Here is a 20,909-nt window from a genome sequence, read left to right as displayed (position 1 = left end):
TAGCATCCTTATAATCCTACGCTGTGTTATCCGCCAATAAACCGATTATCGAGATCGATCCGGTCTACGATTCCTACAATACTCGCGTCAACCGGAGCCATCTCAACCGGTAGCGGTATTGTTGCCTCACGGGCTGTAATGTAGATAACTGTTTCTCCGGGACCCGCACCCACTGTATCTATCGCCACAATGGGATCTCCGGCATTTTTTCTTTGCGCGTTGAGCGGTTGAATGAATTGCATTTTAAAATTATGCAAACTTTCATCCTTCCGGGTCGCCCAAACGGTTCCAATTACTTTTGCGAAAAACACGATTCTGCCTAATTTTCTATTATATCTAATTTATCTACAACAGCCATAATGACTGCATCTACCGGTTTGTTCTTAGTCAATGATGTTTGCCTTGCAGAACTACCGCTACAGACAAGAACAGTATCACCCACGCCAGCTTGAACTGTATCAACGGCAACGACGAAAGTATCTTTCAACTTGTAATCTAAACCGACATGTTTTACAACTTGAAACTTCATGCCGACAAGCTCTTCATCTTTTCTTGTTGCCCAAACAGTACCAACAACTTTTCCTAAAAACATTTCAGAATCCTGCTTTCATTGTACGAATAATCTGGTTTGTTGTTGCCGAATTCTTTTCCCACCATATCAGGAACGGGTATGAATCCCCCGCGCAAATTAATACTTCGGCATATATTCCGGATGAATATTATCCGTATAATTCTTTCTCATTGCACTTGCATACTTGAACGCGACGGTGACTGAACCTGATACTTCCATGTTTTGACGGTTCCGATGCGACATACAGGACCGGTTGTTTAATAGCCCCGCACGCGGCACATTTTTTGCCCGGTTGCATTGCTGCTTTTGCCGCTTTGTCTGCGAATGATTGCTGTTTTGCCATACTATTACTTTCCTAATTTTACATTGTTATTATTTAAAAAACTCGTACTACATTTCCGCCGGTATGAGATGCGGTGTTCAAAATCGCGATTGTATTCCCCACTAATTCTTCTTTTTTCATCCCTTCGGTTGCACCGGCAACGCCAACGCTGATCGTCATCGAGAAACTTTTACCGTCAAGATTAATTACTAAACCTGCAATTGTTTTGCGAATTTTTTCTGCCCAAATGAATGCTTCATTCGCTGCAGTGTTCACAAATACAATCGCGAATCTATCGGTATCATATCTGCCAACAACATCGTATGGACGAACACCTGTTTTAATCGCTTTTGCAAGTGTAAGCATAACACGCTCGAAACCGTCTATACCGAAACGTTGCGATATCTCTTCCGATCTGTCAACAGTGATTAAAAGAAGAGACAATTCTGTTGCCAAATCGTCGGCACGCTGTAATTCTTCTCCTATTCTCTGCATTAAAAATTTCTTAGCATACATACCGGTAGTATCATCTATCACCACATATTCATTGATTATTTCCCGCATGTAAAATATTTCTAACGCTGAGGCGGAATTGTCCGCAAGTCGCGATAGGATATCGACATCGCGGCGAGAAAAATTGAATATTTCCTTACTCTCAATATTCACTGCTCCGTAACATTTATTCAAAGAACTTATCGGTACGGAAACGAACGACCCTCGCCGATCTAATTTCTCCTCGTTGTAATATCTCGGCAATGATATTGCACTTAGATCATCGATGGTTGTTGAGATATTATTCTTTATCGTTTTTCCTGCAAGACTCTCAGGGAAATCTATCGCTTGCTCAGTTACGATGTAACCTTCATGAGCGCGATTTATTATTTTCTTCGCAACCCACGCTCTTTTTGATTCATCATAAAGAACGATTGAGAGAAAATCCCAATTTACTAATTTTGAAGATTCTTCTGCCAATGCTTGAACAATTGTTTGGAGAGAAAAGTTACTCCTGATCCGTTCTTGCAACCTACGAATTGAAGCCATTAGCTCAATATCAAGCAATAAATCATATTTGTCGTTATAACTTTTCACCAGTGCAGAGAGCAACTTTGTGAATCGGCCAAGCAAAGTTAAAGTCTCCGGTCCAAATTCATCCGAGGCTTTACTGTCTACAATTAAAACAGCGACAGGCATCTGAGGAGTTTCAATATTGCTGCCTCTTGAAAAATAAACTGGGACACCCACGAAGGAGCGTACAGAAGCAGACTGGGAATAGTAGCAAAATAATTCACGTTCCGACAAATCGTTTATTTCAGAAATAAATTCCGGTTTGCCCGTCACGGCAACATTGCTGACCAGATCGTGCCCGAAAGAAAATCTTCGAGATGTAAATAAACCGGGAGAATCAGAAACGAATGCTTCGAGAACCACTTGTTGTTTTTCTCGATTCGCCCAAAAGAATGCGGCAGTATGAGCGAAAAGAACCTCTTTAATCACCATCAAAACTTTATTGAGCAAAAAATCAAACTCAGTTCGCGGCTCCGTATCACCTTTGTATATATCGGAATTGACATCAAAAAAATCGTCAATACCAAAATCGCGCCGGATTGGTTCAACGGTCTTATTCCGAAACGGGTCAACTACGGGCGGTCTACCCATTTCTCTGAGATCAGCATGAATTTGGTCTTTATTCTCAAATGCCTTTTCTTCAATTTCTTCAACACGAAATGATTGTTCTGCATTTTTTTGAAAATCATCAAAGATTAATTTCTTCATCCCGTCACTCTTGTGTTGTGATTGCAATAGTGATTTATTTTTCCGATCAATGCCTCCTATTTGTAACTCTTTTGCACGTACGGAGAAAATGAACAATGCTCCCACGCTTAGAACCACGATTAGACAAATTAATCTGATTAAAAAAATATCTACAAGTATTCCGGTAACGACCGCCACTACTCCTATGACTAAAAAAATGCCGTCACCGGCATTTATCTTTTCCAAAAGAGATTCAATATTTTGATTATTTATCTTAAAATGCATCGACTTTATCGGTTCCGGAACACTCTTAAAGTGTTTAAATCTAATGAATTTTCCATTGAATGTCAATTTAAATACTGAAATTTCAATGGTTTTTAAAAGGATTATGAATAATCTTTCAATTTTATAATAAGATTTTCTTTAAAATAATTGCTTTATTGAACTACAAGTGGTATAATTGGATAGGATAATATTATGAGCGAACAAATAATAAAGATATTGATTATCGATGACGATAAAGCATATGTCGATGTTATCCGACATCAGCTTCGACCCTTCCAAAATAAAGTTTTCAACCTGACAGCCATTCAGGACCCTGAAAAGGCAATTTTAACACTTAAACAGGAAAATATATTCGATTTGATTTTGCTAGATTACTTTTTACAGGGAACAAACGGTATCGAAATAAGCAAAATAATACATTCCCTTAATATTCAAATTCCAATAGTACTTCTAACTTCTAATAAAGATTTCAGAATCGCTATCGAGGCAATGAAATATGGCGTTGAAGATTATTTAATCAAAGAAGAAGCTGTTGATACCATTCTGCCCCGCACTATCATTAACGTAATTGACAAGGTAAACCTAAGTAAGCGCATTAATGAAGCCGAAAAAGAACAAATGATGACTGGCAAGAAAATGGAAGCTGTGCAGGAATTGATTGTTACAATGTGCCACGAATTTAACAATCCGCTGGCAGCAATTAAAATTAGCACAGATATATTAATGCGCCAATCGGTATCTGCGGAACAGAAGCTTACGCTCTCACGATTTAACGAAAACATTGGGCATCTTGAGAAACAAATCGTATTGTTGCGCGATTTAAACATCGATAAATAAATATCGCTCATTAAATCTATTTTCCACTTTGCAAAGTCGATAATATTTTGATATTTCGATTTATTTTTTTATATTTATTTCGTTATGTTACTTCCTCTTACGATTCAAATACCAATGATAATTTACCGAAACATTCAAGCAAAAAGAATTACCGATCTTATCAGGGTAGATAAAAATCTAAAGAAAATTAATAAGTATAAAATTCAGTTTCTCTTGTCCCGTCCTAAAAAAACGGGACATTTTTTTTCATAAAATTTCGATTTGATGATTTTACGCAATATCCAAAAAATTATTGAAAATTGGGCACCGAAGGAAATTGCATGGGAACGCGATAACATCGGCATTCAGATCGGCTCCCCAAACTCGAATATTGATAATATTTTAGTTGCTTTAGAGATAACTCTGGAGGTTGTGAAGGAAGCAGTAAGAAAAAAAGCCGATCTGATTATAACTCACCATCCATTCCTGTACAATCCTTTAAAATCTATAAATCCGGATACTCAAATCGGATTTCTTATTTCAACCCTGCTCAGTAACAAGGTTGCAGTTTATTCTGCACATACAAATTTAGATTTTACACGAAATGGCGTGAGCTTCGCGCTTGCAAAAGCTCTCGGATTAGACGGAACCGACTTTCTTCGCAAAAATCAACAGACGAATAAAAAAATTGTTGTCTTTGTACAAAGCGATCACGCGAAAGTTGTCCTGGAAGCGATGGCTAATCAAGGTGCGGGTGTAATCGGCGAATACAGTTCATGCTCATTTAATATAAACGGAACCGGCACATTTCTACCCTCCGCAAAAGCAAAACCTTACATCGGAAAAAAAGGTCGACTTGAAAGTACCGAAGAAGTCCGTCTCGAAATGAATGTTCCTCAGTGGTGTTTGAACGATGTCATCGCCGCGATGAAAGAAGTTCATCCATATGATGAAGTTGCGTTCGATGTTTACCCCCTTTCAACTCCGAGTAACGATTATGGAAGCGGAGTAATCGGTAACCTTCCAAAAAAATTGACTCCTGATAATTTTTTGAAACATTGCACAAAAAAGTTAAATACAAAAATTTTGAGACACAATAATTTCAAACGCAAGCAAATCGAACGAGTTGCAGTCTGTGGTGGAAGCGGATCCGATTTAATTGCCATAGCTCATCAGGCAGGCGCCGATGCTTTCGTTACGGCAGACATATCATACCATCGTTTTTCCGATTGCCCTCCGGAAATGCTTTTGGTAGATGCGGGACATTTTGAAACCGAAGAATTCATTGTGCGCGAACTGGTGAATTTTTTAAAACGAGAGATGAAAAAGCAAAACTCAGACATTAAAATATTTGGATCATTGAAGAGCATAAATCCTATTCATTATTATACATCTTGAAGGAGTAAACGGTGGAAAACCGACTTAAATATTTATACGCATTACAAATTGTTGATTCACAATTACAGGAAGTACATGAACTGAAAGGTGATTTGCCTGGACTTGTCGACGATCTTGAACAGAAAGTTGATGAACTAAAGGCAAAAATAAAGGAGCTGAACTCAACGTTAAAACAATCAAAAATCAATCGCGATAAGGCCGATCTGGAGATTATTGATTTGGCAGAGAAAGTAGAGAAATATAAAAACCAACAACTGAACGTAAAATCGAACAAGCAATATGATGCGTTGACGAGAGAGATAGAGGCAGCCGAGAAAAAATCTGTGCAGTTAGAAAAAGACATGGAAACATATGAAACACAGATGGAGACTGCAAAAAAAGATGTTGAAACGTATTCAATACAACTCGAACAATCAAGTGAAGATCTTGACGGAAAGAAAAAAGAGTTACGCGAAGTAAACAAAGAACACGAGAAAGAGGAATTAAAATATCATCATGAGCGAGATAAAATCATCGCCCGCATCAATAAACAAGATTTAGACAGTTACAAAAGAATTAAGGATGCCAAGGGTGGCGTGGCTGTAGTTGCGGTGAAACGTAATGCTTGTGGTGGATGCTTCAGCAGAGTACCTCCTCAAAAAATACTTGAGATCAGGCAAAACAACAGGTTATTCACTTGTGAACACTGTGGCAGAATACTCGTGTCAGATCACATCGTAAGTGTTAGCAAAATTCTTTAATAAGTTCTTAGGAATTAAATAACAAAACTGCGCATCGTGCAATCGTCCCGTCTAACTCAACAAGTTAAATGGGAAGGAAAGTCCGGACACCACAGGACAGAGTACCCTGTGAAAATGGGGGTGCAGCGAACCAAAGTTCGATGCAACGGATAGTGTAACAGAAAATATACCGTCCTGTCCAATCGTTGATTGAACAGGGTAAGGGTGAAATGGCGTAGGTAAAAGCTCACCAGTTCCAAGCGTAAGCTGGAAGCTTGACAAACCCTGCTCGGTGCAAGACCATGTAAATCCCGCTTCCAACTATGGTTGAGAGAAGAGTGGTCCGCTCAACTTTTTGTTCCGACGTTAAGTCGGTTCAAAAAAGCGGGATGGGTAGGTCGCTAAATTCCCTTCTCTGAAGGGTAAGATGAATGATTGCAATCCCGGGCCGCTATAGCGGAACGGGATACAGAATCCGGCTTATAGATGCGCAGTATTTAAATTTGAAATCAAACATAAAATAATGATATGAAAAAACAATACAGATGGAGCGTTGTGGAACAACCGAACGAATTGCAAGTAATGCAACTTGCCAAGGAGATCAATGTTCCCGAAACAATAGCTAGAATACTCTTTCACCGCGGTATCACTACTTATCAACTTGCGAAAGAATTTTTCCGACCCCAATTAACAGATTTACACGATCCGTTTTTGATGCAAGGAATGGAACAGGCTGTTGTTCGAATTCTCCGTGCAATTGAAAGCAAAGAACGATTGCTCATCTTTGGAGATTACGATGTAGATGGAACGGCAAGCGCGGCAATGCTTTATCTCTACTTCAAAAAACTGGGACTCGAATCAATCATCCACATCCCCGATCGTGTTAAAGAAGGATATGGTATCTCGACGCTTGGTATCGACAAAGGGAAACAGTTCGGTGCCACACTGCTGATCTCTATCGATTGTGGAATAACCGCCATCGATCAAGTTGAATACGCTCGAGGTTTAGGTATCGATGTGATCATCTGCGACCACCACGAACCTGGCGAATCGTTACCGAATGCACTCGCAGTTCTTGATCCGTTGATCCCGACAAATAAATATCCGTTTAAAAATCTGTGCGGCTGTGGAGTCGGATTCAAATTGATACAAGCAATTGAACGACGCCGGGACGGTGAGAACATGGCAGAGCAATTTATAGATTTTGCCACATTGGCAACAACCGCAGATATTGTTCCATTGATAGGTGAGAATAGAATTTTAACAAAAATCGGACTTCAACAAATCAATACAAATCCCCGTCCCGGAATTCGAGCGTTGATTGAAACATCCGGCTCGCAATTGGGAAAGATATCCACAGGACAAATCGTTTTTGTACTGGCTCCGCGTATCAATGCGGTCGGCAGAATGGGAGACGCAACTCGCGCAGTCACTTTACTCACGAACGATAATTTTTCAACAGCCATTGAATTTGCTCAGATACTCGAAACTGAAAATCGAAACCGCCGCAAAATTGATGAAGATACATTTCTTAAAGCCCAGGAGTTAGTCGAGAGTTATCTCGAGGTCGAACCAGATCCTGCAATTGTTCTCCACAACGAAGATTGGCACCCCGGAGTAATCGGGATTGTTGCATCCCGGCTCGTGGAAAAATATTACAGACCTACTGTGATGATGACAACCGTTGACGGAGTTGCAAAAGGTTCGGCGCGGTCAATAGTCGGTTTTGATATTCACCAGGCATTAAAACGCGTTGAAGACAAATTACTTCAGTTCGGAGGACATAAATATGCCGCCGGACTTTCCGTCGCGCTTGATCGTGTGGATGAATTCAGGGAAGCCTTTAACCTCGTAGTCGATGAATTGATGACAGATAATATCCGCACACCCGAAATCAAAATAGACACGGAAATTACGCTTGGAGATTTAAATCCACGCTTCTTAAAAATTCTAAAAGAATTTTCTCCTTACGGTCCCAGCAACATGCGACCGATCTTCCTGGCAAGAAATGTAGAGACAATCGGGGTTCCAAAAATCGTCGGGAAAGATCACCTTCGCTTCCGTGTCAAACAAAATCAATACACACTCGATGCGATCGGATTCGGATTAGGATCACTTTTGGATGAAGTTCGCGATAACGGAAAAGCGCTCGACCTGGTTTTCTCCGTGGACGAACATGAGGTCCCAATCTCGAGCGCCGGTACAACAGAATCATTTCCTCAACTCAAAATTAAAGATATTAGAAAGCATATCCCCGATTCGAATATCGAATCGATAAATGCGATCGAATAAATTGATAATTCTCAGAAAGGATTTATAAAATGTCTGGTCACTCTAAATGGGCAACCATCAAACGAAAAAAAGCAGTTACCGATGCAAAAAGAGGTAAGGCATTTACACAGATCATAAAGGAAATTACGATCGCCGCGCGAATGGGTGGCGGTGACCCAAAAGGCAATCCACGCCTTCGCCTCGCAGTTGATAAAGCAAAAGGGGCGAATATGCCGGCAGATAATATCAAACGGGCTATTCAAAAAGGGACCGGCGAATTGCCAGGTGTTATGTATGAGGATGTAACTTATGAAGGATACGGACCAGGTGGAGTCGCTCTCATCATTGAATCGGTTACCGATAATAAAAACAGAACTGTTTCCGAGATCCGACATCTGCTAGAGAGACACAACGGAAAACTTGGTGCTTCCAATTCGGTTGCTTATATGTTCCATCGTAAAGGTGTAATGAGAATTTTGAAAACTGCTCTGAATGAAGACGATATGATGAGTCTCGCGCTCGATTCGGGCGCAGACGACATGAAGACTGAAGATGATATGTATGAAATATACACCGCGCCTGAAAATTTTGAATCGGTCAAACAAGCTCTTGAAGCAAAAAGTATAAAAATGGAAGAGGCGGAAGTCCAAATGATTCCGGAAAATACCGTAAAGGTTGAAGGGAAAGATGCAGAGCACGCAATTAAATTGATGGATTCTTTGGAAGAGCATGAAGACGTTCAGCATGTTTACGCCAATTTCGATATCGACGAAAAAACTTTGGCAGCTCTGAATGAATAATCTTATTTACTTTTAAATTTTTAATTTTGAATTGATTCATGATTGTCCTCGGCGTTGATCCCGGTACACTTATTACTGGTTTTGGTGTGATTGAGACACGCAACGGCAAGATGAAAATTTTAGATTCCGGTGCAATAAAAAACAACAGCCGGACCTCTATGCCATTGCGGTTGAAAGTTATTTTCGAAACTCTCTCCGCGCTTACCGAAAAGTATCAACCCGATGAGTTTGCAATCGAAACTGCTTTTTACGGTAAGAACGCTCAATCGGCGTTAAAGCTAGGTCACGCGCGCGGCGTTGCGATTTTAACCGCGGTGACTAAGGAGATACCTACTCACGAATATTCTCCGCGGGAAGTTAAGAAAGCTATCGTTGGCAACGGTGCCGCCTCAAAAGAGCAAGTACAGTTCATGGTAAAATCACTCCTTAAGCTCAAAGAACTCCCGAAACATTACGACGTTACAGATGCGCTTGCTGTAGCTATTTGCCATATACAGAGGCGACAAACATCCCGGACACACTCATTTAAAAGCTGGAAATCTTTCATCACTGCTCATCCTGAAAAGATCTCATCAAAGCGGAAGGGTACAAAATGATTTCTCATCTCAGAGGAAAACTCGTTCAAAAGTCTCCCACCGAAATTACAATTGATGTTAACGGTGTTGGATATCATGTGCATATTCCCCTTTCAACATTTGAAAAGATTGAAAAGCTTAACGGAGATGTTGTTATTCTAACCCACATGCACGTACGCGAAGATGCCATGATTTTGTTTGGATTTGCAACCGAAGCCGAACGGGATATATTTCGACTTTTAATTTCTGTTTCTGGAATCGGACCAAAGATTGCACAGGGAATTCTTTCAGGCATTGGTACGAACGATCTTCGAGAAGCGATTCTACTCGGAAATATTGAAGCACTCACATCTATATCAGGTGTTGGAAGAAAAACAGCGGAGCGGATTATTCTTGAGCTGCGTAGTAAACTTGGAAAGATTGAGTTCACAGAGCAAGCTGTTACCCCAACAAGTCAACAATTAAAATCCCGTTCCGAAGCTATCATAGCATTGATGTCGCTTGGTTTCAACCGCACGAGCGCCGAGCAAACTTTACGGGCTGTATTAATTGAATCCACAAACAAAGAATTATCGGTGGAAGAAATGATAAAGAAGGCGCTGCATCACTCGGCGAAGCAACGATAATCCTTAGCATCCAACAAATCTTGGTTTGAGGGGCATCTTTTTTTGCTCTTCACCTCCATTCTCTGTATATTTCCAATCACATGGCAAAGCGAACAGACCCAACAACACCCGAGCGACTTGAGAACGAAGTAGAGTTCGACCAAACTCTGCGCCCACTGCAATTTGAAGATTTCGTCGGGCAACAGAAGATAGTCGACAATCTCAAGGTTTTCATAAACGCCGCAAAGAAACGCGGCGAAAGCATAGACCACGTTCTTCTCACAGGTCCTCCCGGTTTAGGAAAAACCACGCTCGCGTATATAATCGCGAACGAGATGGGTGTACAGATAAAAGCAACCTCGGGACCCGCGCTCGATAAACCATACAACCTTGCAGGCATTCTGACAAATCTAAGCGCAGGTGATGTATTATTTATCGATGAAATCCATCGCATGAATCCGCTCATCGAAGAATATCTATACTCTGCAATGGAAGATTTCAAAATCGATATTGTAATCGACAGCGGACCGAATGCGCGAAGCGTTCAACTTAATCTTCCAAACTTCACATTAGTCGGAGCCACAACACGGGCAGGACTTCTCTCCTCTCCCCTTCGTTCACGCTTTGGCGTTACAAGTCGTTTAGATTATTATCCATCCGAATTTTTGGAAAAAATTATCAAACGCTCATCTAAGATTTTAAATGTTGAGATCAAAACAGATGGAGCAAAAGAAGTCGCAAGCCGTTCACGCGGAACTCCGCGTATCGCAAACCGTTTACTCAAGCGCTGCCGCGACTTTGCGCAGGCAGATAAGAAACTTGAACATTCCAACAATATCATTACAAAAGAAGTTGCTGAGTATTCGCTTAAGGCGTTAGAGGTTGACGAATTAGGGCTTGATGACATGGATAAAAGAATACTCACAACAATAATCGAGAAATATAATGGTGGTCCCGTTGGCATCAGTACGCTTGCCGTCGCAGTTGGCGAGGAGCCCGGAACAATTGAGGAAGTGTACGAGCCGTACCTGATTCAGGAAGGATTTTTAAAACGAACACCACGCGGACGAGAGGCAACGGAACTTGTGTATAAACATTTTAAGATAAACCCGCGAAAATCGTCTTCTGATCAAACTAGTTTGTTCAACCGATGACGTCCGACAAATGACAAATTACAAATTAAAAAAAACTATCATCGGACAATTCCCTTACGGAACGGATCTACTTGAAGAGTTAACAAAATTTGTCAAGAAAGAAAACATACACTGTGGCCGTATACACGGCATAGGAGCAACAACGCACGCTATTGTTGCATACTATGATCAGAATACAAAAAAGTATAACTCAATGGAGTTTGCAGGCGGAATGGAAATATTAAATCTGACCGGCAATATTAGTATCAGGGATAGCAAGCCATTCGTTCATGTCCATCTTCTCCTTGGTGATCCGGATGGAAAAGTTTTCGGCGGACATTTGATGCCCGGGACAAAACTCTGGGCATGTGAAGTTTTCATCGATGAATTCGACGGTGAAGAATTAGTACGAGAGCAGGATGAAAAAACAGGATTGTTTTTGTGGAAAACAGGGATTTTATCTTAACCACTCAGCGACCTCCACGTCTCTGCGTTGAATTGTTTCTCGCATAGAGTGCAAATAGTGCAAAGGAAAATAATTATGGCGATCGATAAAGACTTACAATCAATTCAGGAAATGCGCGACCTCGTTGCGAAGGCAAAGCATGCACAACTTGAATTTCGCGCTTACGATCAAACTCGCGTAGACCGGATTTGCAGTGCAATGGCGGAAGCAGGTTACAAAGCTGCAGAAAAACTTGCCCGTATGGCACATGAAGAAACCGGATTTGGTAATCCTGACGATAAGAAAAAGAAAAACGAATTTTCAACTCGAAGAGTGTGGGAATCAATCAAAGACCTTAGATCTGTCGGGGTGATACGTGAGGACAGCGAAAAGAAAATAATTGAAATCGCGGAACCGATGGGAGTTGTTGCGGCATTGATACCATCAACAAATCCAACATCAACAATGATGTTTAAAGCGATCATATCTCTTAAAGGAAGAAATGCGATAGTTGCAAGCCCGCATCCAAAATCTGTAAAATGCACAATGGAGGCGGCACATATAATTTCACAGGCGGCTGAAGCGGCAGGCGCGCCTCAGGGTTTAATTCAGTGCCTCGGCATTCCAACTATAGAAGCAACAAATGCTTTGATGAAACAGAAAAATATTGCGGTCATCCTTGCGACCGGCAGTACGCCGATGGTAAAAGCTGCGTACAGTTCAGGAAAACCTGCATATGGGGTAGGACCGGGGAATGTTCCTGTTTATATCGAAAAGTCTGCGAACATCAAAAAAGCCGTCGCAGATATTGTTACCGGAAAAACTTTTGATAATGGCGTGCTTTGTTCAACAGAAGCTTCTGTCATCGTCGACTCTTCAATAAAAAATATCGTGGTTGATGAATTTAAAAAACACAATTGTTATTCTGTTGAAGGAGACGACAAATCTAAACTAAGCGACCTAATGTTCGATTACCGTGGTGATTTGAATCCCGACATTGTGGGTAAACCCGCAACATACATCGCACAAAAAGCGGGTGTCTCTGTCCCTCCCTCGACAAAAGTTTTAATTGTTGAACTAAACGGCGTTGGGCGAGATTTCCCCCTATCGCATGAAAAGCTCTCTCCGGTTCTTTCATTCTTCACGGTCGATAACTGGCGCGAAGGATGTGAACGATGCATCGAGTTGCTGGAATTCGGCGGCATCGGGCATACGATGGTAATTCACTCGATGGATGAAGATATTGTGATGAAATTCGCGTTAGAGAAACCGGCATTCAGAATTTTAGTGAACACCGTAGGGGCGCTTGGTGCTGTTGGTTACACGAACGAACTTCTTCCTTCGCTCACACTCGGACCGGGAACATTCGGCGACTCGATCATATCTGAAAACGTTTCCGCGAAACATCTATTTAACGTAAAAAGATTGGCGTTTGAAACCCGTCCCTTAAATCCGGCTGGCGGAACTGAATTTAAAACTGAACCCGCCATTCCAAAACCTAAGATCAAAATCGCTCCTGATGTTCTCGCTCATACGGTGACTCAAAAAAACCCCGATCAAAAATCTTGGATAGAGGAAATTGAAGAACGAATCCGGTTAAAAACGGCGAATACACCTCAACCGGCGCATGATTCAAAACAATCCTCCAAACAAACCTCACCGGATAAGAAAACAGAAACATTAGGTACCGGAATTTCTGAAGAAGAGGTTGATAAAATCATAAAGGAATTTACCAAGAGATGACCCTACCCCAATCCTCTCCAAGGAGGAGAGGGAGTTCGTTGAAAAAACTACCACGTTCATTTTATCTCCGTCCAACATTAATTGTAGCAAAAGATTTGCTCGGCAAATATCTCATCCGAAAATTAAACAACAAATTTCTTATCGGTAAGATCGTCGAAGTGGAAGCATATCTCGGTAATAACGATCCCGCCAGTCATTCATATCTTGGAATAACCAAACGCAATGAAGTAATGTTTAAAAAAGGCGGACATTTTTACGTTTACTTCACTTATGGGATGCACTTCTGCGCGAACATTGTTACTGAAGAAGAGGGAAAAGGTTGTGCGGTCTTGTTGCGAGCGGTTGAACCGATTGAAGGTATTGAAGTGATGAAAGATAATAGAAAAAATAAACGGAGAAATGGATTGATGGAAAAATGGAGTAATAGGAAACTATTAGATCTTACCAACGGACCGGCGAAACTGTGTGAAGCATTCAATATAAATCGTGGGCATAATGGAATCGATTTGTTGGACAATACAATATTCATAGCGGATGGTGAGGTAATCCCAAGAAATCAATTCGGGTCATCAACACGAATCGGTATCACTAATGCGACAGATAAGAAGTGGAGGTTCTTCATCAAAAACAACCCATATATATCGAAATAAAAAATGCCTCAGATACTCACTGAGGCATTGAGAGAGAGAAAGTAACACTCCCACTTACTTTCCGTTAACCTAATCCACGATACTGTCAATTAACGATACTCCCATATATAGTTATATCGTTACATTTGATCATCGCCGCGGAAAATAGTTTAAGCTTTTTCAAAAAAAAAAATTCCCCGGCAGAACCAAATCTACCGGGGAATTGGTGAAAATGAGTAAAATTCATTGAATTTTACTTCAGATATATCATCTTCCTAACCTCTGAAAATCGCGCTCCGCTTCCATCCGGAGGAGTTGCAACGATTTTGAAGAAATAGATACCTGTACCGGCTATTTGAGCATTCCACCTTACTGTATGGGTTCCTGCGGCTAAATCTTTATTCACCAAAACTTCTACTTCCTGTCCGATAAGATTGAATACCTTCAAAACAACCGAACTTGACTTCGGCAAATCGAACCGGATTTGGGTTGTAGGATTGAACGGATTCGGATAGTTTTGATAAAGTTTGAAAACTGCCGGGACCGATTGAACCTTTTCATCAACCGATGTGGGATCGGAAACAACGAAAATTGTGGCATCGGCAACTTCGTAATTGTTTGTTTCATCCACGGTGATTAATGGCTCGCTGGCTCCGGTAAAACCCTCTTTATCGATGACGATTGAATAAGTACCGGCGGGAAGATTTTCGATTGAGTAAGAGCCATCATCCTCAGAGATATCGTATCCAACAATCTGATTGGTCGCCGTTGAGACAGCATATACAGTAACGGCTTGTTCAATTGTCTCTGCCATTAGATTGCCGCGCGGACCACGTACATTACCGGCAATGCGCGCGAAGCCAAGTCGCGGAACCGGTTTGACGCAGACCTCTATTCCTGTCACGTTTCCGGATACATTTATCGTATCGGCGAACCGCCAATTTCGCACACCGCAATCTAAACTGCTATACCAAGCCGGTGAATATGCGTCAACAGGATATGCTTTTATATAGAAAATACCATTGACGAGTTTGTTGAACTCGAAATTCCCGAGTGAATCGGTCATGGTAAACCGCACCGGGATTCTGCCTAATACGGTTTTCCGATAGAGGATGACATTCGATGGAATTCCGGTTCCGGACGAATCAACCACCGAACCATTGAGCGTGTTGATCGCGATCGGATTTGAGAGAAGTTTGAAATCGATTCCACTTGTATCGCTCGTAAATCTCAAGCGGTCTGCAGTAAATGGAATATATTTGTTATCATAAAACTCGGGAACATAACCCGGTTTGAATGCAAGAGCAATATACTTTAATCCCTTAATGAGATGGGCATTAAAAATTCCGTTCGCATCGGTTTTCCCCATCCAAACAACACCGAATAGGCGACCTAATCCTGCGACGTCAACACATTCCGTTGGCAAACCGCCAAATATTCCGGTCACAACTTGCAGTTCGCGTAACCATCTGTGCGGGCGTAGAAATGCCACGAAAGTTTGTGCGAGTGGTTGGCTGTTTAAACTATCGATAACAATACCGCTAACCGTTACAACTTCGGGAACCGGAAGATGCCGCAATGCAAAATTGGCAATCGCAAAAGAATCTTCATGAACACTCACAACGGTAACACTATCTAAGTGTAAAACATTATCGAACCATTCACCGAAATAATCAAATTTATCGGCGCGAAGAATGTATCTCCCTGTATCGATCGCTGCCCAGTATATACCGCCTGTGTCGGTATGAGTTTTTTCAGCCCACAATTTTCCGGGTTGGAAAATACTCACAACGGCTCCCTTCAACGGTAATCCGTTTTTCTCGTCCATAATTTTTCCACCTATAATTCCTTGTCCGGGAAGCGGTTTATGGTGTAATCCGAATGCGAATGTAACCGTATCGCTTGGTGTACCTTCTTCTACCACCATACCGACCTTGCGGAATGCAGTCACATAATATCTATAAAGATGGTCAGGGATAATCCACCAATCATTAAACATGCTACGTGGTACCGCGGCAATGCTTGCGAAGGAAGAGCCATCAATCGATTTATATACGATGTAACCCATTGACCCGCTGACTGTATCCCACGTTAAAAAAGCTCCGCCAAATTCTCCGGCTTTCACACTGAGATTTCCTGGTACAGGTAATGATTGTGAAAACGAAAATATTCCAAATAAAACTATTAGGAATATCATCGTTAAAAACAGTCTCAAATAACTCATATCTTAGCTCCTTGCAATATTTATGGTAGAACAATTTTATTAATTTGACAGAGAATGTCAAGGGAGGTTTAAGCAAACGCACAATGCATGTGATTTATTGCTGGATGCTTGGCTAAGAAAGGAATAATTTGGTGAATTTTTGATAAATTAACAGTTTTCATCGGTATTTGATAGGATCTTTGATACCGGCTTTTTGAAATCCACGTAGTCTCAAAGCACAACTGTCACAGATCCCACACGCTTCATCTTCACTTTGATAACATGACCACGTTAGGTGAAACGGTGCATGCAACGATGCACCAAGTTTAACTATCTCGGATTTGGTAAGATTTATAATCGGTGTTTCGATATTAATCTTTGTTGATGGTTTAGTTCCAAGGTCGATTACCTTGTTGAACGCATCATAGAACTCGCGCCTGCAGTCAGGATATCCGGAAGAGTCCTCCTCAACAGCGCCGATATAAATATTTATCGCGCTAATAACTTCTGCCCAACTGACTGCAATAGATAGTATATTCGCATTTCGGAAAGGAACATATGTAGAACGTATATCTTTTCGCTCAAGGTCGGCATCGGGAATAATTAGTGATGAATCCGTAAGACTTGATCCACCGACTTGTTTTAAATGCTCAGTAGAAACAATTAACCGCCTTTCGACTTTGTAGTGATCGGCAATATCGTTGAACGCTTTGAGCTCGCGCTTCTCGGTACGTTGACCATAATTGAGATGAAGAAATGCCATTTCATAGTCTTGATTCGCGATAGCCGCTGTTACACAACTATCCATACCGCCGCTTACAAGCACAACCGCAATTTCTTTTTTTATTTCTCGATCATTCATTCAATAATCACTACCAACTTATAACTCATACTTCATAATTCATCCTTCATCGCGATCACACTCCTCTTTTTTCAGGATTCCAAATATATTTATGCAATTGCAATTGGAATCTCACGTTCAATTTGTCTTGCAAAATCCATTCTGATAGTATAATCGGTTCAAGTTTACCGAACACGGGACTCATTAAAACAACTGCAGAATCGGTCAATCCATATTTAAAGATTTTATCTTTTGCCCAATCGTAATCGGTGCGGTCAGCGACTACAAATTTAACTTCATCCCCTTCTTTTAAATAATTAACATTCTCCCACATGCTCCGATTATCCATACCGCTCGAAGGAGTTTTGAAATCAACAATTCTCTTGACACGCGGATCTGTTTTACTTATATCCACACTGCCGTTCGTCTCCAGCAGCACTTCATAACCTTCGTGACATAATATTTTCATAAGATCGAATGAAGATTCCTGCAGCAACGGTTCGCCACCCGTTATTTCAACCAATTTACAATTGAAACTTCGGATCTTTTCCAGAATCGAATCGAGTGAAATAATCTCACCTTTCCCGAAAGCATATTCTGTATCGCAATATGTGCAACGAAGATTGCAATATGACAATCTAACAAACACACACGGCCTACCTGCATGTGTAGATTCACCTTGAATGCTGTAAAATATTTCGTTTACATCGAGCATGTTTTAACAACTTTGGATTTCGGATTGCTGATTTCGGATATAAGAATTAAGAAATCGACATCGAATAATATCAGTCATACATATTATCATTATAATTTCAGATTGAGAACTTATTATTCTTAATTTTCAATAATCCTTTGATACTTCCGATTACGCTGCCGACAAAACAGACGAGGTGATCGAGGAATAAGAACGGTATCATCACAATCATGGCGAATAATCCCCGCACCTGCTCCAGATAGTTCAAGAATCTTATATTGAGGATAAAATAAAACAGAGCCGATCCAATCAGCCACCATTTATTTAATAACCCGGATAAACTTAAAACAATAATCGCCGCTACAACAAATGAAAATAGTGTCGAGATCACAAATTCGGGATAGACATTCACAAAACCCTTCCTGATTGATTGAGTGGTTTCTTTGAATCGCATTGCGAGCGCGGCGAATCCCATACTGCGATGAAATTCATTCTTTATGAATGACGCGAGTGTGTATTTCTTGAGATGTTCCACTTCAATATCCATGTTGAGCACAATATTTAACTCGGCTTGAGCGGCACGTTTTCCAAGCTCAATATCATCATGCCCGTGTTTTGCCAGAAGTGCAACATTGAAACCGCCTAACTTTTCAAAGGCATTTCTTTTTATTCCAGAGATTGAACCGAACAGCCAGTCAATCGCAGGCGGACTTTTTATATATGAATACCTTACCCACAAATTTTTGTACTGGCTTACAAACGATTCGTGCCTATGCTTTGCCGTGTAGATTCCCACTACGGCATCTAAATAATCTTCTTCAAGCGTTTCAACAATACCGAGCATTGTCTCGCGTTCTATGACGATATCGGCATCGACGAACACCAGAATATCTCCCTTTGCCTGCGCCGCACCTTTGTTGCGGGCATTGTTGGCTCCTCCTCCATCTTCAACTTCAATTACGGTGCATTTATAGTATCTTGCGACATCACCCGATCCATCTGTTGAATGATCATCTACAACAATGATTTCGAAATTCTTGTAATATGACCGCCGTACTGCCCTGAGGCAACTGGGTAATGTTGCGGCACCATTTTTAACCGGTATTATGACCGAGACAAGCGGATTATAATCTGAGTTCGTCATCTTAAAAGTTAATTGTTAAGAATTTTGATAACCTCGCGAGCAATCTCGCGGGAACATGTTAAGCCAGGCGATTCAATTCCGATCAGGTTCACCAATCCCGGATAACCTTTGTTACTTTCTTCATTGATTATAAAATCTTTAATATTATCTTCAGAACCTTTTCGCTTTGGACGAACTCCTACCTGATCCGGAGATAAATCATCCAACTTAAGCATCGGGAAATATCGATGAACAGCATTGAAAAACTTTTCCCTTCTTGAATCATCAAATTTATACCACTCCGATTCCGGGAGTGAATCGTGTAAATATTCCAAATCGGGTCCAAGCTTCATCCTGCCCGATCTATCTATCGTCATATGAATTCCTACACTAACCAAGTTCGAATGCGGAAGAGGATAAATGAGATGGGAAATTACATTATTTTTTACTCCTGAAACTGAATAATAATGCCCGCGATTACGATGAAGCCGATAATCGGCTTTGTCGATGTCAATACCGAAACCTTCTGCAACTTTATCTGCATAAAGTCCGCCCGAGTTAATAACATACTTCGATTTAATTTCAACGATTTCATCGTTCGTATCTTTCAGGTGCAACAAATACATTCCGTTATTTATCTCACCACTTATAAACTCAACAGAAAAAGCAGTTTCTGCACCTTTCTCCTTTGCTTCAACAAGATACGATTTCATGAGCTCATGCGAATCAATGATTCCGGTGCTTGGTAAAAAGATCGCCGAATGACATTTAATTTCTGATTCAATTTGTTTCACCTTCGCTTGCGTGAGGAGTTGCATCCCTTCCACTCCATTATCAATCCCGCGACGGTACAATTTTTCAAGTTGATCTTGCTCCTCGGGCACAGTGGCAACAATCAATTTACCACATCGGTGAGTCCAAACGTTTGCGCGTTGACATTCCTGATAGAGATTATGATTAGCCTTTACGCAAAGTCGCGCTTTAAGAGAACCATAAGGATAATAGATCCCCGAATGAATAACCTCGCTGTTCCGGCTGCTCGTATCCTGGCCGAACGATTCGTGCCGTTCAACGATCAAAGTGGAATAACCATGCTTCGCGCTTTCTGCCGCGCAAGCAAGCCCAACAGCACCTGCACCGATAACGACGACATCAATATCCATAGAACCTTTTTATCAATGCCCTTGATTTAGATGTAGGACTGAAAAACAGATTTTTTACGACTGAATAAAACAACGCCCCGATAAACGAGAAGAGGTATTCATAATATTTGATTTGATATGGTTTACCCCAATAGCGATGGGACACTTTTTGCATCTCCCAGATGTAATCCGGAATAATTTTTCGATAGTTCTTCCCTGTCTTAGATTCTGTATATAGACGAAAATTTGCAAATGGGATTTGACAATAATGGAACTTGTATCGCTGCCCCAACCTGATAAAAAAATCGAAATCCATCGTAAAATATAAATCCTCATCCAAAAAACCAACTTTATCAAACACTTCTCGACGGAAGAAAAATGCAGGCTGGATAAATTCTAATTTCCATTTCCAATATTTAATCAGAATATCGGGAGACGCACTTCGAGAATACATCTGTTTTATTACAATACCTGAACTATCGATTTCATAACCATCACCACAAATAACTTTTACATCTTCATTCTTAAAATAATCTGCGACGATGGGAAAAATATACGGGCAATATGTATCATCTGAATTCAGCCAACCAATAATATCACCTGCTGCCAACTTGAATCCTTTGTTCAGTGCATCCGATTGTCCTCGATCCTTTTTAGATATCCATCTAAGGTGAGGATATTTTTTTAAGACATCTACTGTCCCATCAGTTGAACCACCGTCGATTATTATGTGTTCTACATTCGGATATTGTTGATTCAATACACTTTGAATATTTGCATCGATAAAGCGCGCTTGATTAAATGATGGAGTGATTATAGATATTTTCGGGAGAGGCATTTCA

General features: G+C 40.9%; 21 protein-coding genes and 1 other RNA gene. 12 read left to right on the top strand and 10 right to left on the bottom strand.

The genetic code is table 11. The features are described 5' to 3' along the window. Positions 1-26 precede the first annotated feature (26 nt). From HZB59_04540 to HZB59_04525, 4 genes are all read right to left on the bottom strand, one after another. Positions 27-311 carry a EutN/CcmL family microcompartment protein gene (locus HZB59_04540; protein ID MBI5020681.1) on the bottom strand — a complete coding sequence of 95 codons (285 nt, stop codon included), beginning with the start codon at positions 309-311 and terminating at the stop codon, positions 27-29. 8 nt (positions 312-319) lie between these two features. Further along, positions 320-592 (bottom strand): EutN/CcmL family microcompartment protein, encoded by a 273-nt coding sequence (locus HZB59_04535; protein MBI5020680.1) that lies wholly within the window; start codon positions 590-592, stop codon positions 320-322. 127 nt (positions 593-719) lie between these two features. Continuing rightward, the gene (locus HZB59_04530; GenBank protein ID MBI5020679.1) at positions 720-914 is read right to left on the bottom strand and encodes a hypothetical protein; all 195 of its coding nucleotides are present in this window, start codon (positions 912-914) and stop codon (positions 720-722) included. 33 nt (positions 915-947) lie between these two features. After that, positions 948-2,891, bottom strand: a complete 1,944-nt coding sequence (locus tag HZB59_04525) for a sensor domain-containing diguanylate cyclase (GenBank protein MBI5020678.1) — start codon at positions 2,889-2,891, stop codon at positions 948-950. A gap of 231 nt (positions 2,892-3,122) precedes the next feature. Here HZB59_04525 and HZB59_04520 point away from each other — a divergent pair, with 231 nt between their 5' ends. The 12 genes from HZB59_04520 to HZB59_04465 all read left to right on the top strand — a co-directional run bounded on the left by HZB59_04520 (position 3,123) and on the right by HZB59_04465 (position 14,085). Then, a complete protein-coding gene (locus tag HZB59_04520; protein MBI5020677.1) occupies positions 3,123-3,767 on the top strand; it encodes a response regulator in 645 nt (214 codons plus the stop codon). A gap of 264 nt (positions 3,768-4,031) precedes the next feature. Further along, on the top strand, positions 4,032-5,144 hold the full coding sequence (locus HZB59_04515; GenBank protein MBI5020676.1) for a Nif3-like dinuclear metal center hexameric protein: 1,113 nt from the start codon (positions 4,032-4,034) through the stop codon (positions 5,142-5,144). An 11-nt stretch (positions 5,145-5,155) separates the two neighbouring features. Beyond that, entirely contained in the window at positions 5,156-5,884 is a 729-nt protein-coding gene (locus tag HZB59_04510) for a hypothetical protein (protein ID MBI5020675.1), read from the top strand. Between the two features lie 26 nt (positions 5,885-5,910). Continuing rightward, positions 5,911-6,362: RNase P RNA component class A (gene rnpB, locus HZB59_04505), an RNA gene on the top strand. Between the two features lie 29 nt (positions 6,363-6,391). Continuing rightward, entirely contained in the window at positions 6,392-8,155 is a 1,764-nt protein-coding gene (recJ, locus tag HZB59_04500) for a single-stranded-DNA-specific exonuclease RecJ (GenBank protein ID MBI5020674.1), read from the top strand. Positions 8,156-8,184: 29 nt separating this feature from the next. Next, positions 8,185-8,934 (top strand): YebC/PmpR family DNA-binding transcriptional regulator, encoded by a 750-nt coding sequence (locus HZB59_04495; GenBank protein ID MBI5020673.1) that lies wholly within the window; start codon positions 8,185-8,187, stop codon positions 8,932-8,934. 38 nt (positions 8,935-8,972) lie between these two features. Continuing rightward, a complete protein-coding gene (gene ruvC, locus HZB59_04490; protein ID MBI5020672.1) occupies positions 8,973-9,530 on the top strand; it encodes a crossover junction endodeoxyribonuclease RuvC in 558 nt (185 codons plus the stop codon). Next, on the top strand, positions 9,527-10,135 hold the full coding sequence (ruvA, locus tag HZB59_04485) for a Holliday junction branch migration protein RuvA (GenBank protein ID MBI5020671.1): 609 nt from the start codon (positions 9,527-9,529) through the stop codon (positions 10,133-10,135). The genes ruvC and ruvA overlap by 4 nt, the downstream gene beginning before the upstream one ends. A gap of 80 nt (positions 10,136-10,215) precedes the next feature. Further along, the gene (gene ruvB, locus HZB59_04480) at positions 10,216-11,268 is read left to right on the top strand and encodes a Holliday junction branch migration DNA helicase RuvB (protein ID MBI5020670.1); all 1,053 of its coding nucleotides are present in this window, start codon (positions 10,216-10,218) and stop codon (positions 11,266-11,268) included. A 10-nt stretch (positions 11,269-11,278) separates the two neighbouring features. Continuing rightward, positions 11,279-11,713 (top strand): DNA-binding protein, encoded by a 435-nt coding sequence (locus tag HZB59_04475; GenBank protein MBI5020669.1) that lies wholly within the window; start codon positions 11,279-11,281, stop codon positions 11,711-11,713. A gap of 75 nt (positions 11,714-11,788) precedes the next feature. After that, complete coding sequence (locus HZB59_04470; GenBank protein MBI5020668.1) at positions 11,789-13,435, top strand: aldehyde dehydrogenase family protein; 1,647 nt, start codon at positions 11,789-11,791, stop codon at positions 13,433-13,435. Continuing rightward, positions 13,432-14,085: a DNA-3-methyladenine glycosylase gene (locus HZB59_04465; GenBank protein MBI5020667.1), complete on the top strand. Its 654-nt coding sequence runs from the start codon at positions 13,432-13,434 to the stop codon at positions 14,083-14,085. The genes HZB59_04470 and HZB59_04465 overlap by 4 nt, the downstream gene beginning before the upstream one ends. Before the next feature lie 232 nt (positions 14,086-14,317). Here HZB59_04465 and HZB59_04460 read toward each other — a convergent pair whose 3' ends face one another. The 6 genes from HZB59_04460 to HZB59_04435 form a co-directional block, all read right to left on the bottom strand. Continuing rightward, on the bottom strand, positions 14,318-16,288 hold the full coding sequence (locus HZB59_04460) for a carboxypeptidase regulatory-like domain-containing protein (GenBank protein ID MBI5020666.1): 1,971 nt from the start codon (positions 16,286-16,288) through the stop codon (positions 14,318-14,320). A gap of 157 nt (positions 16,289-16,445) precedes the next feature. After that, positions 16,446-17,129 (bottom strand): 7-cyano-7-deazaguanine synthase QueC, encoded by a 684-nt coding sequence (queC, locus tag HZB59_04455; protein MBI5020665.1) that lies wholly within the window; start codon positions 17,127-17,129, stop codon positions 16,446-16,448. A 55-nt stretch (positions 17,130-17,184) separates the two neighbouring features. Continuing rightward, positions 17,185-17,823, bottom strand: coding sequence for a radical SAM protein (locus HZB59_04450; protein MBI5020664.1), 639 nt, complete (start codon positions 17,821-17,823; stop codon positions 17,185-17,187). Between the two features lie 97 nt (positions 17,824-17,920). Beyond that, on the bottom strand, positions 17,921-18,946 hold the full coding sequence (locus HZB59_04445; GenBank protein MBI5020663.1) for a glycosyltransferase family 2 protein: 1,026 nt from the start codon (positions 18,944-18,946) through the stop codon (positions 17,921-17,923). A gap of 8 nt (positions 18,947-18,954) precedes the next feature. Beyond that, positions 18,955-20,088: an NAD(P)/FAD-dependent oxidoreductase gene (locus tag HZB59_04440; protein ID MBI5020662.1), complete on the bottom strand. Its 1,134-nt coding sequence runs from the start codon at positions 20,086-20,088 to the stop codon at positions 18,955-18,957. Then, positions 20,078-20,905, bottom strand: coding sequence for a glycosyltransferase (locus HZB59_04435; GenBank protein ID MBI5020661.1), 828 nt, complete (start codon positions 20,903-20,905; stop codon positions 20,078-20,080). The genes HZB59_04440 and HZB59_04435 overlap by 11 nt, the downstream gene beginning before the upstream one ends. Positions 20,906-20,909 lie beyond the last annotated feature (4 nt).

It is taken from the genome of Ignavibacteriales bacterium, assembly GCA_016214905.1.
In the GTDB taxonomy this organism is placed as follows: domain Bacteria; phylum Bacteroidota; class Ignavibacteria; order UBA10030; family SZUA-254; genus PNNN01.
Note: the sequence above shows the minus strand (reverse complement) of the source record. Positions and strands in the feature narration are given on the sequence as shown.

What these genes read in the sequence shown, in the direction of transcription:
- HZB59_04535 (MBI5020680.1), bottom strand. Translation starts at nt 592, where the DNA reads ATGTTTTTAGGAAAAGTTGTTGGTACTGTTTGGGCAACAAGAAAAGAT.
- HZB59_04530 (MBI5020679.1), bottom strand. Translation starts at nt 914, where the DNA reads ATGGCAAAACAGCAATCATTCGCAGACAAAGCGGCAAAAGCAGCAATG.
- HZB59_04520 (MBI5020677.1), top strand. Translation starts at nt 3,123, where the DNA reads ATGAGCGAACAAATAATAAAGATATTGATTATCGATGACGATAAAGCA.
- HZB59_04515 (MBI5020676.1), top strand. Translation starts at nt 4,032, where the DNA reads ATGATTTTACGCAATATCCAAAAAATTATTGAAAATTGGGCACCGAAG.
- recJ (MBI5020674.1), top strand. Translation starts at nt 6,392, where the DNA reads ATGAAAAAACAATACAGATGGAGCGTTGTGGAACAACCGAACGAATTG.
- HZB59_04495 (MBI5020673.1), top strand. Translation starts at nt 8,185, where the DNA reads ATGTCTGGTCACTCTAAATGGGCAACCATCAAACGAAAAAAAGCAGTT.
- ruvC (MBI5020672.1), top strand. Translation starts at nt 8,973, where the DNA reads ATGATTGTCCTCGGCGTTGATCCCGGTACACTTATTACTGGTTTTGGT.
- ruvA (MBI5020671.1), top strand. Translation starts at nt 9,527, where the DNA reads ATGATTTCTCATCTCAGAGGAAAACTCGTTCAAAAGTCTCCCACCGAA.
- ruvB (MBI5020670.1), top strand. Translation starts at nt 10,216, where the DNA reads ATGGCAAAGCGAACAGACCCAACAACACCCGAGCGACTTGAGAACGAA.
- HZB59_04475 (MBI5020669.1), top strand. Translation starts at nt 11,279, where the DNA reads ATGACAAATTACAAATTAAAAAAAACTATCATCGGACAATTCCCTTAC.
- HZB59_04470 (MBI5020668.1), top strand. Translation starts at nt 11,789, where the DNA reads ATGGCGATCGATAAAGACTTACAATCAATTCAGGAAATGCGCGACCTC.
- HZB59_04465 (MBI5020667.1), top strand. Translation starts at nt 13,432, where the DNA reads ATGACCCTACCCCAATCCTCTCCAAGGAGGAGAGGGAGTTCGTTGAAA.
- HZB59_04460 (MBI5020666.1), bottom strand. Translation starts at nt 16,288, where the DNA reads ATGAGTTATTTGAGACTGTTTTTAACGATGATATTCCTAATAGTTTTA.
- queC (MBI5020665.1), bottom strand. Translation starts at nt 17,129, where the DNA reads ATGAATGATCGAGAAATAAAAAAAGAAATTGCGGTTGTGCTTGTAAGC.
- HZB59_04450 (MBI5020664.1), bottom strand. Translation starts at nt 17,823, where the DNA reads ATGCTCGATGTAAACGAAATATTTTACAGCATTCAAGGTGAATCTACA.
- HZB59_04445 (MBI5020663.1), bottom strand. Translation starts at nt 18,946, where the DNA reads ATGACGAACTCAGATTATAATCCGCTTGTCTCGGTCATAATACCGGTT.
- HZB59_04440 (MBI5020662.1), bottom strand. Translation starts at nt 20,088, where the DNA reads ATGGATATTGATGTCGTCGTTATCGGTGCAGGTGCTGTTGGGCTTGCT.
- HZB59_04435 (MBI5020661.1), bottom strand. Translation starts at nt 20,905, where the DNA reads ATGCCTCTCCCGAAAATATCTATAATCACTCCATCATTTAATCAAGCG.